At 53.7% G+C, this 13,553-nt stretch carries 11 protein-coding genes; all 11 read left to right on the forward strand.

The annotated features are described in order from the left end of the window. The first annotated feature begins 101 nt into the window (after positions 1-101). A complete protein-coding gene (locus M8T91_RS15140; RefSeq protein WP_301415002.1) occupies positions 102-2,192 on the forward strand; it encodes a PEGA domain-containing protein in 2,091 nt (696 codons plus the stop codon). Positions 2,193-2,201: 9 nt separating this feature from the next. After that, on the forward strand, positions 2,202-2,414 hold the full coding sequence (locus M8T91_RS15145) for a hypothetical protein (RefSeq protein WP_301415003.1): 213 nt from the start codon (positions 2,202-2,204) through the stop codon (positions 2,412-2,414). Positions 2,415-2,437: 23 nt separating this feature from the next. Beyond that, entirely contained in the window at positions 2,438-3,232 is a 795-nt protein-coding gene (locus tag M8T91_RS15150) for a MotA/TolQ/ExbB proton channel family protein (protein ID WP_301415004.1), read from the forward strand. A 50-nt stretch (positions 3,233-3,282) separates the two neighbouring features. After that, the gene (locus M8T91_RS15155) at positions 3,283-4,587 is read left to right on the forward strand and encodes a hypothetical protein (protein ID WP_301415005.1); all 1,305 of its coding nucleotides are present in this window, start codon (positions 3,283-3,285) and stop codon (positions 4,585-4,587) included. Beyond that, a complete protein-coding gene (locus M8T91_RS15160) occupies positions 4,577-5,659 on the forward strand; it encodes a vWA domain-containing protein (protein ID WP_301415006.1) in 1,083 nt (360 codons plus the stop codon). The genes M8T91_RS15155 and M8T91_RS15160 overlap by 11 nt, the downstream gene beginning before the upstream one ends. Further along, positions 5,656-6,660, forward strand: coding sequence for a VWA domain-containing protein (locus M8T91_RS15165; protein WP_301415007.1), 1,005 nt, complete (start codon positions 5,656-5,658; stop codon positions 6,658-6,660). Before M8T91_RS15160 ends, M8T91_RS15165 begins: the two co-directional genes overlap by 4 nt. Before the next feature lie 23 nt (positions 6,661-6,683). After that, positions 6,684-7,352 carry a hypothetical protein gene (locus tag M8T91_RS15170; protein ID WP_301415008.1) on the forward strand — a complete coding sequence of 223 codons (669 nt, stop codon included), beginning with the start codon at positions 6,684-6,686 and terminating at the stop codon, positions 7,350-7,352. 12 nt (positions 7,353-7,364) lie between these two features. Continuing rightward, on the forward strand, positions 7,365-8,027 hold the full coding sequence (locus tag M8T91_RS15175) for a hypothetical protein (RefSeq protein WP_301415009.1): 663 nt from the start codon (positions 7,365-7,367) through the stop codon (positions 8,025-8,027). Between the two features lie 181 nt (positions 8,028-8,208). Beyond that, on the forward strand, positions 8,209-9,669 hold the full coding sequence (locus M8T91_RS15180) for a M48 family metalloprotease (RefSeq protein ID WP_301415010.1): 1,461 nt from the start codon (positions 8,209-8,211) through the stop codon (positions 9,667-9,669). Between the two features lie 102 nt (positions 9,670-9,771). Beyond that, positions 9,772-11,403, forward strand: a complete 1,632-nt coding sequence (locus tag M8T91_RS15185) for a long-chain-fatty-acid--CoA ligase (RefSeq protein ID WP_301415011.1) — start codon at positions 9,772-9,774, stop codon at positions 11,401-11,403. Between the two features lie 195 nt (positions 11,404-11,598). After that, on the forward strand, positions 11,599-12,696 hold the full coding sequence (gene glpQ, locus M8T91_RS15190; RefSeq protein ID WP_301415012.1) for a glycerophosphodiester phosphodiesterase: 1,098 nt from the start codon (positions 11,599-11,601) through the stop codon (positions 12,694-12,696). Positions 12,697-13,553: the final 857 nt, after the last annotated feature.

Consider the following 13,553-nt stretch of genomic DNA (forward strand, 5'->3'; position numbering starts at 1 on the left):
ACCCCTGTTTTCGCGACACCGGAGTATCCGTTTCGGCACAGGCGTACGACGCCAGAGCATTTGCGATAAGTCCATAAGTGCGCAGCCATAGGGAAGCAAACATGGCAGTGAAAGAGGCAGTACCTGTCCGCGATGAAGAATCTGCGCTCGATGATTCCCCCTTCATCGAACCGATCGGTTTTACGCCGGTACAGCTGAACACCACCCGCGCCCGCCTATTGCTCTCCAAGCGCGCCCTGGTTGTGTCGTCCTGTCTGGTACTGGGTCTTCTCGCGCTCGTTTACCTGGTCAGTGCACGGTCTCTGATCTTCGATACCAAACCCGCCAATGCAAACGTCAGCATTAGTGGCCTCGCGCTTCCTCTGGGTGATGGCCATCTGGTATTGCCGGGCAGTTATCGCTATACCATCAGCGCCGAGGGTTATCTGCCTAAAAGTGGAGAGGTAGAGGTCACTGGCGATGGACACAGCCGCCACAGCGTAACCCTGGAAAAATTACCGGGTCGGCTGCAGGTGGAAAGTGATCCCGCGGTACCGATCAGAGTACTCATCAATGGTCATGAAGTGCCCAATGAAAATGGGCTGGTAGAAAAAATTCCTGCCGGGATCATGCAAGTGACCGTGCTGACTGATCGCTACCTGCCATTTACCCAGGAAATCGATATTCAGGGATTGGGCAATACCTATCGCCTGCAGGCAAAACTCCGCCCCGCCTGGGCCAATATACACATCAGCAGTAATCCTATCGGAGCCACAGTCACAGTCAAAGGGACCGTTCTCGGCACCACACCACTTACCGCTGAACTAATCGAGGGCAATCAAACGGTCTCTGTCTCACTTCCAGATCACAAGACAGTGGATATTCCCGTGTCGGTCACAGCCGGTGTGGATCAGACCCTGGCCACAGTACACCTGGGCCCGGCTGACGGGCTGCTGCGGGTCGTCACGGTTCCTGAGGGTGCCGGAGTCACTGTCAATGGCAAATTTCGCGGACACACACCCTTAACACTGGAACTGCCGTCAGGGGAAATACATCGTCTGCGTTTTTTCAAGGACGGCTATAACTCGATCGAACACACCATTGACCTGGGTGCCGGTATGGAGCGCGATCTCAGTATCAATCTGAATGCGATCTATGGCAGGGTGCGAATAACCAGTGTCCCCGTCGATGCCGAGGTATATATCGATGGACAGTATGCAGGGATGAGTGGCCAGACTTTTAACCTCCCCGCCAGAAATCACAGCATCGTCGTGCGCAAGGAGGGTTACGCAGCGTTTGATACCAATATTATACCCAGTGCCAAACTGCAGCAGACTGTGCGTGCGGTCCTCCTCACTTCCGAGCAGGTACGCTGGGAGAAGGTGCCGTCGGAGTTTCGCCACGGCGCGGGCGGAACCATGAAACTGATGCGTCCCAATACCGTGTTTACCATGGGCTCTTCCCGCCGTGAACAGGGTCGCCGTGCCAATGAGGTCATGCGCAAAGTATCCCTCACCCGCCCTTTCTATATAGGCACGACGGAAGTTACCAACCGCGAGTACCGCCAATACAAACGTATGCACAGCTCGAGCCATGTCAACGGCGTGAGCCTGGATAACGATAACCTGCCTGTTGTCAATGTCAGTTGGGCCGATGCCGCTCTTTTCTGCAACTGGCTGAGTCTGCGTGACGGTTTAACGCCGGTTTACCTGACCGGGCAGGGACGGGTTATTGGATTTGACTCTGCGGCAAACGGTTACCGCCTGCCTACGGAAGCAGAGTGGGCCTGGCTGGCGCGCTATGACAACGGCACCATGCGCAAATACCCTTGGGGCGATACGCTTCCAGTCAGAGATAACTCCGGAAATTATGCCGACAGCCATGCGGCAAAACTGCTGCCAACCGTCATGCGCACATACAGCGACCGCTATTCGGCAACAGCCCCCGTCGCCAGCTACAGCGCCAATTCCCTGGGCATTCACGACCTGGGGGGCAATGTATCAGAGTGGATACACGATCTCTACACCATCGGTACAGGCCTCTCGACACGCCATGAAGAGAATCCTACGGGTCCGCAGGATGGTGATTACCATGTGATTCGCGGCTCCAGCTGGCGCCATTCCGGGCTGACAGAATTGCGCCTGTCTTACCGAGATTACGGAGAGACACCGCGCAATGATATCGGATTCAGAATAGCGCGCTGGATAGACTAGGAGGGTCATATGTTCCGCAACAGTCTTATTCTTATCCTGTCCCTTTCACTGCCCCTTTTTGCCCAGGATAAACAGGACGCTGAAAAAGCATCGGACAATACCGTTGTACAACAAAAAACCGAGGTAGAGAAGAATAAAAATGCAGGGAAGCGCTCTGACGAATACAAGGCCTCAGAAGAAATTTCCGAGGACCTCTCGGTTTCCTATCCCGTGGATATATAGAAACGATTTACAAGAGTACAACCATGAACTTCAAGTCATCAGAGTTTGTTTTCCAACTATTCGCATTACTGGCTTCCATCATTCTTGTCCACGCGATCTATGTTGCCATTATCCGTCCCAATGCCGATGCATTAATCGAAGAGCAGTTAGCACGTGAAGCTGCTGGTGAGACCTACGTGCAACAGCGTTCAATCTATATTGTGATGCGCGACTACGAACAGGAAGCCTGTTTTGTGCTGATGCTCTGGGCGATGGCGATTATGGTACTGAAGGCCCAGCGCAGTATACGTGAACGGAAATTACTCGACAAAGCGCTGCTGAATATCAGCGAGGGTACATCAATATTACCCGAGGACACCCGTGACCTCTCCCGTCCGATACAGGCACTTCCTGAAAGTGAGCGCAGCTTTCTTGTCCCCAGAGCCCTTCTCACCGCTCTGCAGCGGTTCGGATCAACACAAAATGTGGCGGCGGTTTCCAACTCAGTCAAAGAAGTTTGTGAAACTGAAGGTGACCGGCTCGATTCTGAACTGGCGATGGTCCGCTACATTACCTGGGCCATTCCCTCGATTGGCTTTATCGGCACTGTACGGGGAATCGGCGAAGCGCTTTCGCAGGCACATAAAGCTGTAGAAGGCGACATTGCCGGCGTTACCGTAAGCCTTGGCGTTGCCTTTAACTCCACGTTCATCGCTTTGGTGATCAGTATTGTCATTATGTTTTTTACCCACCAGTTGCAACTGATGCAGGAAAGACTGGTTTTAGACACGCAAAACTATTGTGACAACCGCTTGCTGAGATTTTTAAAAATCAGTTAACTGTTCACCAAACATCAGATTTTTTGGGTAGCTGCTGCGAGGGATAATCCATGGAACAAGGTGTCCTCGAAATAAATGACTGTGGTTTGAGGGTTTTCTCCGGTACTGTGGAAGTGCTGGAAAGCCCAGGTATTGCAGTGATTGAACCGCGCAGTATCCACGTGGGTACCGCGGCTCAAATGCGCGCACGCAGCCACCCCACCCAGGTAAACAACCAGTTCTGGCACCGGTTGAGTCTTGAATCATTGAAATCCGAGAACCTGCGTTGTCGCCATCATGCGGATCTTGCCTACTGCCACCTGAAGGAGATCTGCGAACTTTGTGATATGCCCGACGAATTGGTTGTCGCCGTGCCCGGGAACTTTACCCGCGAGCAGCTCGCACTGCTGCTCGGCGTGCTCAAGGAAAGCGGCATTCATACCGTCGGCCTGGTCGACACCGCCACCGCCTGTACGGGAAACCTCTCCCCCGCCGGTGTTCAGCTTCATGTCGAATTACAACTGCACCAGACTCTGGTGTCCCGCATTGAGGTGAATCAGCGAGCAACCGTCACGGCTGCGGAAGCCATCGCTGATGCCGGTTTGCATCACTTCCAGGAAGCCTGGGCACGCGTATTTACTGATGCGTTTGTTATGCAATGCCGCTTTGATCCACTGCATTCCGCCGGATCTGAACAACAGCTCTACGATTTGATGCCGCAATGGGTAAATCGTGCTATGCAGCAGGGAGAAGTGCTAGCAGAGCTGGATGACCGCACGGCAAAAGCCACCCTCCGGCAGCTGCAGGATGCCACTACCCCGATACTTTCACGAGTGCGGGCAATGATCGAAAACCTTGAGGAAAGCACCAGTGTGAAATTTATTTCTCATCGCTGGACAGAAATCCCCGGGGGTATCCAACTGGCGCAACGCATGTATCTTCTGCCCAGGGATTGCATCGCACAGTCCATCAGCAGGCGTTGGAAGGAACTGCACAGCGACACCCCAGCGCTGCGTCTAATCAATAGTGTCAGTGCCCTGCCGGAAAGTGAGGTCACCGTGCAGGTGGATTACCCATCTGAGACAGGGGCAACACATCTTCTGTACGGACATCGCGCGCTCGCTGCACACCAACCTCTCTTCGTCTTCTGGCACGAGGATAAATTTCAGGTGACTCCCACTCCACCTGAGCACCCCGCCGCAACCGTTACCAATCACGCTGGCAGGCTGGCGCTGCGGGTGGACGCCGGTGTGTGCCTGATGCTCAACGGAGAGGAGATTACAGCGCCGATCAATCTAAATGCCGGCGACAAAATTGGGATTGCGAACAGGCACGATGCGATAACCGCAATCAGTGTGGAGCACTATGAGACGTAAACAGCGTCGTTTTTCCACCTTTAGCCTCTCTTTTCTCGACATCATGTCCTGTGGTTTTGGTGCCGTGGCACTGATTTTCCTAATCATCAAGCATGGCTCTGATCACGAAATTGAAATCGAAGCCGAGAACCTGAATGCCGAAGTCAATCTGCTGCAGGAAGAAGTTGAATTTGGCCGGGAACACCTGGTGCAAGCGCGCAATACCCTGGACACGGCCAGCGACGAGTTGGCCCAGGCACAGGGCCTCTCCCGCCGGATACTGGCGCACATAGAAGAGGTAAAAGGCAATATCGCCGAAGTCGACAGTGTCGACGAACAGGAAGACATCAAAAGGCTGCGAGACAAGCTGAAAAAACTGGAGCAGGCCAAGAAAAATCTCGAGGAGGAAAACAAAAAACTCGGCAATAATGTACGCAAGTATATCGGCGATGGCGATCGCCAGTACCTCACCGGTCTGCGCCTGGGGGGTAACCGCATTCTTATTCTACTGGATGCATCCGCCTCCATGCTGGGAGACGAACTGATAAAAATCATCCGCGCCCGAAATATGTCATCAAGGATCAAACGCCAAACAGAGAAATGGCGCAGGGCAGTCAATACGGTTTCCTGGTTAACGGCACAATTACCGCCGGATAGCCGATACCAGATCTATACTTTCAATACAGCATTTCGCGCCGCTATCGCCGGCACGGAAGACCGCTGGCTCAATGTGGATGATCGCGACCAGCTGGATCAGGCCATCAAAGAGCTGGATGAGATAGTACCTGAAGACGGCACCAGCCTGGAAAGAGTTTTCAACGCCATTCACGCCATGACGCCTCTGCCGGATAATATCATTCTGATTACCGATGGTTTGCCCACCCAGGGAATGAAGCCACCCAGGAGCAGCACCATTTCCGGCAGAAACAGGCGCAATCTGTTCAAAAGCGCCGTCAAGGTGCTGCCCAAGAATATTCCCGTCAACATCATCCTGGCACCCATGGAGGGAGATCCCTTCGCCGCCAGCGAATTCTGGAAACTGGCCATGCAGACTCAGGGCTCCTTTCTGGCCCCGTCGAGGGACTGGCCATGATAGGTTCAAGAAAAAAAAAGCGACAGGAAGAGTTCAGTATTTCCTTTCTCGATGTGATCTGCTGCGGATTCGGCGCCATCGTGCTGCTGTTGATGATCGCCAAAACTGCCGAACCCATTGTTCTGGAAGAGGTTGAGCTAGACCTGGAGGCTCAGGTCATTGAATTGCAGCAACAATTGATGGAAATCCGCGGGGAAACCACAGTGCTCAACCGCGATCTCAATGCCAAGCGCGAACAGATCGATATTGAGCGCAAGCGTATTGCCAACCTACGCGGAGAACTGGAAGCACTGCAGGCAGTGTATGCCAGCAAAACTGAAGGCCAGCACGAGGAGGGCAGGCTGAAAGGCGAGCTGACCATCGCCCTGCAGACCATGACCGAGGAAATGCGTCGGTTACTCGGGGAAAACTACCAGCGTAAAAATAATGTCATCGGCGGAATTCCGGTAGACAGTGAATACATTCTTTTCATCATTGATACCTCGGGCAGTATGTTTAATTACGGCTGGGAACGCATGATGGAGGAAATGGTCAACACGCTGGACCTCTATCCCGAGGTCAAAGGTATCCAGATAATGAACGACATGGGCGACTACATGTTTTTCAATTATCGCAACAAGTGGATTCCGGATACTCCCGGCCGCCGCCAGGCTATCCTCAAGCGCCTCAAGAGCTGGAATCCGTTCAGTAACTCCAGCCCGGTGGAAGGCATTCAAAAAGCGGTGCGAAGTTTTTACGACCCCAGCAAGAAAATCAGCATTTATGTGTTGGGTGATGAATTCACCGGCAAGTCTATTCGCAATGTCATGATGGCTGTAGAACGGGTAAATGCACGACATGGTGAAGGCAAACGCAATATCCGCATTCATGCGGTGGGGTTTCCAATACAGTTTTCCCGCCCGCCCCATTTGCAAACCACCGGACTTCGGTTTGCAGCCCTGATGCGGGAGCTCACTTACCGCAATGGCGGTACCTTTGTAGGGCTGAACGATTTCCGCTAGCTAACAGATAGTTGGAGAAGTTTATGAAGCACAGGATAAAGTGGAATTTTCCTGCCCCCCTGGTGGCAATGGCCGGTCTTTTGCTGCTGATGGCATCCTGCACCCATACAGTACAGGTGGCGGATGATTACCCTACACCCGTAGGGGAACAAATCCCGCTTTCCGTGGGTATTTATCTCAGTGAGGACTTTAAGAATTACACCTATCGCGAAGACAGTGAAGATCGCGAGGAATGGAATATCAATACCGGCAGGGCACAGAAGAATCTGTTTGAAACGGTGCTCGGCTCCATGTTCTCCAATACTGTTTCCCTGTCCCAGTTTCCGCAAAAAGTGCCCGCAAATGTTGAGATAGTCCTAGTACCCGAAGTGCGGGAACTTCAATTTACTATGCCGCGGGAAACCAGGGTGAATATCTTCGAGGTGTGGATAAAATACGATATCAATGCCTATGACCCCCAGGGAGAGCAGCTCGCCAACTGGGTGATTACCGCCTATGGGAAAACCCCCACCGCCTTTCTGAAAACCCAGGAGCAAGCTTTGGCCCAGGCAATCAATATTGCCTTGCGTGACGCGGGAGCAACACTCTATACGGGTTTCGAGAAAGTGCCTGAACTGCGGGCATTTCTTTCCGGAAAGCTCAGATCCGCGTCCCTGCAGGAGTTCAAAGTGAAATCCAGGAAGATGGAATAGAGGGAGTATGTCGTGCTCAAGCCAGTATTTATGACTACGCTGATTTTCCTAAGTGGTTGCACCACGATCGTTATCGATGAGTACCGGCGCAGTGACGGCGAACTTGCCATGGGTGACTCGGTTGTCATCCTGGGGCGCCGCCATTCCAGCGACTACGAAACAGAGCCCGACCTGATCTCCTGTGTCGGCAGCGAGCTGCACAACCCCGCATTGGGGGTCAATATTATTCCGGAAAAGGAATTTGTAGACATTATGTACCCCTGGTTTGAGCCGCGCACTGCGCCCATGCATGTGCGCTCGCTGGATCGCCTGCTGGAAAACGCAGGCGTGCGCGAGCGCATGGAGGCATATGGGGTGAAATATATAGTCTGGATAGACGGCTCTACCGAGACAACAGCCAGTGCCGGCTCCATCAGTTGTACCATCAGTACTGGTGGCGCGGGCTGTTTTGGTTTCGGTACTTGGGACAAGGAATCCGATTACGAGGCTTCTATCTGGGATTTTCGCGACCGGGAATTGTCTGGAAAATTAAGTGCGGATGCCAAGGGAACCTCCTATATGCCCGCCATTGTTATCCCGATTCCCCTGATTGCCAGAGTCAAAAACAATGCCTGTAAAGGAATGGCGGCACAACTGCAACAGTTCCTGGTACCATCGAGTGGTGCCAGTTCATAAACAGTATCGGTCGGGAAAAAGCAAACCACTGCCACGATACATTCGGTACCGGAGGGAGGGTACTACCACCAGCCACTGACCGGTACTCCTCCTTGAACTGCCGCAAGGATTGTACGCCAGGGCTCAAAGCCCAATAAATGTTGATCATCGAATCAACAAATACGCAGGGAGGTATAAGCCAATGAACCACCTTTACCAGCTGTTTGCCATTACACTGATGATAATCACTGCAGGATGTGCATTTAACCCGGCCACGAACCGACCGGACCTGGTATTCATGTCTGAGGACAAGGAGATCGCCATCGGCAAGGAGATGCACGAAAAACTGATTGAAAGCACCCCGATTTATCACGACCCCGTCCTCACTGCATATGTCAACCATGTGGGGCAAAAAGTGGCCGCAGCCAGCGACCGGCCCGAGATCAAGTACCATTTCACCATTATCGATAGCCAGGATATCAATGCCTTTGCCCTACCCGGAGGCTATATCTATATTAACCGGGGCCTGCTGACCTATCTGCATTCTGAAGCCGAGATGGCGGCTGTCCTCGCCCATGAAATCGGCCATATCACCGCACGCCACGCCGTGCGCCAGAAAACGGCAGCCACCGGGGCCAATGTGGCATCGGTGCTTTCGGTACTGGTCACCGGCAGCGGTGTGGTCGGCGACGTGACCAACTTGTGGTCCACTGCCGCAGTAAAAGGGTACGGGCGTGAGATGGAGCTGGAAGCCGATCGGTTTGGCGCCCAGTATATGTTCAATGCAGGCTATGACCCTCAAGCCATGATGAATGTCATCGGCCTGCTAAAAGACCAGGAGACCTTTGCCCGGCGCCGTGCCCGCATAGAGGGCAAGAAACAACAGACCTACCACGGCGTCTTCTCCACCCACCCCCGCAACGATATCCGCCTGCAGGAAGTGATAAAAGCGGCCGGCAAATTACCTGAAGCGGACAGTGCCACCAAAGTGGCCTATTATCGGGAGAAAACCGATGGTCTGGTCTATGGAGACAACGCAAGGCAGTCGAAAAAAAACCGTTTTAATCACAAACGCCTGGGTTTTTCCCTCCTGTTTCCCGATGGCTGGACAGTGATAAATCAGCGCTCCGAAATTATTGGTACTGCCCCGGACAACCAGGCAACGATTACCATCAAGGTGGCCCAGCGCAATGGCAACCAGCCTGCGGATATGGCGCTTCGGGAAGAGTACGGCCTACGCAAACTGGAACAGGATGAAAAGTTGGCACAATATAGGCTTGTGGGCCACACAGGGAAAATACCCGTTGCAGAAAAGGGGAATCGCGCACCCGATAGAATTGCAGTCATTTACTATGGGAGTCGACAGTTTATGCTGGAAGGCAAGGTGGCTGATCCGGCAACTCAGAACAAAGAATCCCTCGATGGCTACGACAACCTGTTTTTGACCAGCATTCGCAGCTTCCGCCCCCTGCGCAAAACGGATATGGTGAAAAAAGAGGTTAAGCGCCTGCGCTATGTAAAGGCAAATAAAAAAACCACTTTCTCCTCGCTGGCCAAGCATATGGAAATCGGTGATTACGCAGAGGAACAACTGCGACTTTTAAATGGATACTACCCTCGCGGAGAACCCAAACCCGGCGAGTGGATCAAGATTGTGCAGTAATTGCCCCGGTTACCCGCATCTACACCAGGCAGCCGCTCTGCACCAGATCGCCTGCTCCGTTGACGCACAGATCGCAACAAACACAATACAAGGAGGTCGGTGATGGACGGTTTGATGATGCAGTCACAACTCACACTCACAGGGATTATTCACCAGGCACTGGGCAATGCACCAAACAGTGAAATCGTCTCGGTCACCGCTGACAATCCGGGACATCGCTGCACCTACCGGCAGGCTTTTGCACGTGCGGGCCAACTCGCCAGTGCACTGGCTGAACTCGGTGCAGTCAGTGGAGATCGTATCGGTACTCTAGCATGGAATGATCACCGGCATTTCGAACTCTACTATGCGACTTCCTGCAGCGGCCTCGTCTGCCATACCATTAACCCGCGTCTCTTCCCCGAGCAGATCGGCTATATTATCCAACACGCCGAAGACCGCTGGCTTTTTATCGACCCGGTCTTTGTACCACTTGTACAGGCCATGGGGGAAACACTCAGCTCGGTTGAAGGCATTATTGTCCTGACCGACAGAATACATATGCCCGCAGATTTGCCACCGGGCTATTTCTGCTATGAAGAACTGCTCTCTTCCGGGTCGAGCGGATACCAGTGGCCGGATTTGTGCGAGGATAGCGCAGCAGCCCTCTGCTATACCTCAGGCACCACGGGTAAACCCAAGGGCGTGCTCTATTCCCACCGCGCGATGACCCTGCATACCTACGGTGTGCTGATGCCGGATGCCTTTGCCATCCGGCACAACGAAGCCATTCTTCCGATCGTACCCATGTTCCACGTCAACGCCTGGGCCATCCCCTATGCGGCACCGGCAGTGGGGGCCAAACTGGTACTGCCCGGCCCCAGGATGGGGTGCGGACAAACCCTGAGCAAACTGATACAGCAAGAATCGGTGTCTATTGCCGCGGGTGTTCCCACCGTCTGGCTGGCGCTGCTCAAATACCTGCGCGAAAGTGGCGAAACCATTCCCAGCCTCAATCGCGTGGTGGTCGGCGGTTCCGCCTGCCCCTGGAGCATCATGGAGGAGTTCGAGCAGAAACACGGGGTCTACACCCACCACGCCTGGGGTATGACCGAGATGAGCCCGCTCGGTACCTACAACGCACGAGTAGCGGAGACAGTTCCACCAGAGGAAGCCAAAAACCTGCGCCTGAAACAGGGACGGGCGGGGCTCGGCGTGGAGATGCGGATTCTCGATCCCCAGGGCAGCCCCCTGCCCCACAACGGCCGTGCCTTCGGTACCCTGCAGGTCCGCGGCCCCTGGGTCTGCGAGCGCTATTACAGGGCGGAAACATCAGCTCTCAGCGCGGATGGCTGGTTTGATACCGGCGATGTCGCCACCATAGACCCCCTCGGTTACCTGACCATTACCGACCGTACCAAGGATGTCATCAAGTCCGGTGGCGAATGGATTTCCTCAATCGAACTGGAAAACTTCGCCATGACCCTGGACGGTGTCGCAGAGGCGGCGGTGATCGGTTTATCCCATGAAAAATGGGCGGAGCGCCCACTGCTGGTAGTCGTACCCGAAGCGGGCGCCAGCCTCACCCCGGATACCCTCCTCGGCGCCTTCCAGAACCAGTTCGCCAAGTGGTGGATTCCCGATGACTGCGTAATCGCCGATGCACTGCCCCACACAGCCACGGGCAAAATCAGTAAGAAAGCACTGCGGCAACTGTTTACAGAACACCTGTGGCCCAGGAAAGAAACCGTGTGATCAGTCGGCCAAATGCCTAGCCAGACCTGCAACCGGGAAGTGCCTGAAAACCTGCCTGGTTGCAGGGAAAGCAGTCACCGGGCCCCACAGCCGGTGCAACCGATCTCCGCCTTAAACTGCGCGCCCTGCCCTGATATATCCCTGTCATATTCCTCTGCTAGAAAGGCTTGCATACCACTATGGGACGGCCTTGAAATGTTCAAAAAAACTCTATCTGTTTTACTCCTGTTTTTTTCCATTGCAGCGGGGCTCACTTGTGCAGAGAGTACGGAAAGTGGCGCCAAACACATCCTGGTGATTGCGCACCGCGGTGCATCGGCCTATTTGCCGGAACACACACTGGAGGCCAAATCCCTGGCCTATGGCATGCGCCCGGATTATATCGAGCAGGACCTGGTGCTCAGCAAGGATAATCACCTGATCGTCATGCATGACATCACCCTGGACAGCACCACGGATGTTGCCGAAGTATTCCCCGACCGCGCCCGGGAAGATGGCCACTTCTACACCATTGACTTCACCCTGGATGAGTTAAAAAAACTGCGGGTTAGCGAAGCTTTTGTTATGCGGGAGGATGGCCCCAAAGCCAGGTATCCGCATCGGTTTCCTGTGTGGAAATCCAGTTTCCAGCTCTCTACATTCGAGGAGGAAATCGAACTGATACAGGGGCTGAATAAATCCCTCGGCTACGATATCGGCATCTACCCGGAAATTAAGAAACCCTATTTCCACCATTGGGAGGGCAGGGATATTGCTGCCATTGCGCTGGATACACTCAAGCAATACGGATATACCAGCGGACAACAAAAAGTATTCCTGCAGTGCTTCGACGCCGAGGAATTACAGCGCATCAAGTTTGAACTGATGCCGGCTCTCGCTATGGATCTGCCTCTGGTGCAGCTGATTGCTGAAACAAACTGGGGGGAAAAAAAGATTGAAATTGACGGTGCCATCCAACATTATGATTATAACTGGATGCTGGAGCCGGGTGGCTTGCGCAAGATCGCCACTTATGCAGACGGGATCGGCCCCTGGTACCCGATGCTGATGGAATTCAAGAACGGCCAGCCACGTGCAAACAATGTCGTGCGCCGCGCGCACCGCAGGCAGCTGCAGGTACATCCCTACACCTTCCGCGCCGATCCGGAAAAAATCCCGGAGGCGTTTGAGAACTTCAACCGGTTTTTACACTTCGCTATAACCCAGCTGCACGTCGATGGCCTCTTTACTGACCACCCGGATAAAGTGGTGAATTATCTGTCCAGCGTGCGCGTACGACCCCACGCCAGGTAAAAACCATCGGGAAAAGGTGGGATTCCAGCTCGCCAATCCTACATCACCGTACTTGCAGGTCTGTAGACGGCGGTTTATTTAAAAAGAGCACTCCAATACTGAAATGCGACCCGGGTATCCCTTACCGAACAGGCCCTGGATACCCAAGGGTCGGGTAGCTGATGCCCTGGTGCCCAGAATTAGACCTCGCCAACCGGTGGGGAGCTGAATTCAGTGCCATCTAAAGCTTTACCTTGATTGAATTCCTTACAAAAAGGGATTACGGTAGCTCTGCTGCCAAAGCGCCCGACCGCTTCACCGACGCAGTTTAAAGAAAAATAAACAGATAAAAAATACCGCAACGATTATCGCTCCACCCGCGAAGCGCCATGTAACTCGGCGTTCGCGGGTATCACCGCGAAAACCAAACATGGACTACACCATGGCTGTGTAAGCGCAACCAGTACGGCAAGCCAGTGAGCTTCCGCTCTGTACTGGTGCTACCGTAGTCACGCAACACTGGAAGTGACGCTGCCCTGGCTGCACCGCAAAGGTATGCCAACCGGCGAGAGTGAGAACCCCAGGAGATACGCCCACCTGGATAGTGCTGCAGTTTCACAGGCAATATGACCAAATACCAGTGGGAATTTCAGTCACTGTGACCGTTATTTTGAAGCAGTCTGCATTCAGAAGATTTTTTGTCCGCCCTCGGGCAGGTGGTCATTGTGGCGGAAACCTTTGGAAGCAGCTCCAGTTCCGGCGCGCTGGTGTTCGCGGCGGCGACAGCAACGTGGAGCACGGAAAGCTCTTACAGAAGCTGGAAAACGATATTTCCGAACGCTGGGTCCCATTCGTTGAATTTGGTAAAAAAGGGTGTT

This window comes from Microbulbifer sp. MI-G (assembly GCF_030440425.1).
GTDB classification, from domain to species: domain Bacteria; phylum Pseudomonadota; class Gammaproteobacteria; order Pseudomonadales; family Cellvibrionaceae; genus Microbulbifer; species Microbulbifer spongiae.

Excerpts from the sequence above, each read along its gene's own strand:
- M8T91_RS15185 (WP_301415011.1), top strand. The coding sequence starts at position 9,772 with ATGGACGGTTTGATGATGCAGTCACAACTCACACTCACAGGGATTATT.
- M8T91_RS15170 (WP_301415008.1), top strand. The coding sequence starts at position 6,684 with ATGAAGCACAGGATAAAGTGGAATTTTCCTGCCCCCCTGGTGGCAATG.
- M8T91_RS15160 (WP_301415006.1), top strand. The coding sequence starts at position 4,577 with ATGAGACGTAAACAGCGTCGTTTTTCCACCTTTAGCCTCTCTTTTCTC.
- M8T91_RS15165 (WP_301415007.1), top strand. The coding sequence starts at position 5,656 with ATGATAGGTTCAAGAAAAAAAAAGCGACAGGAAGAGTTCAGTATTTCC.
- M8T91_RS15180 (WP_301415010.1), top strand. The coding sequence starts at position 8,209 with ATGAACCACCTTTACCAGCTGTTTGCCATTACACTGATGATAATCACT.
- M8T91_RS15145 (WP_301415003.1), top strand. The coding sequence starts at position 2,202 with ATGTTCCGCAACAGTCTTATTCTTATCCTGTCCCTTTCACTGCCCCTT.
- M8T91_RS15140 (WP_301415002.1), top strand. The coding sequence starts at position 102 with ATGGCAGTGAAAGAGGCAGTACCTGTCCGCGATGAAGAATCTGCGCTC.
- M8T91_RS15150 (WP_301415004.1), top strand. The coding sequence starts at position 2,438 with ATGAACTTCAAGTCATCAGAGTTTGTTTTCCAACTATTCGCATTACTG.
- glpQ (WP_301415012.1), top strand. The coding sequence starts at position 11,599 with ATGTTCAAAAAAACTCTATCTGTTTTACTCCTGTTTTTTTCCATTGCA.
- M8T91_RS15155 (WP_301415005.1), top strand. The coding sequence starts at position 3,283 with ATGGAACAAGGTGTCCTCGAAATAAATGACTGTGGTTTGAGGGTTTTC.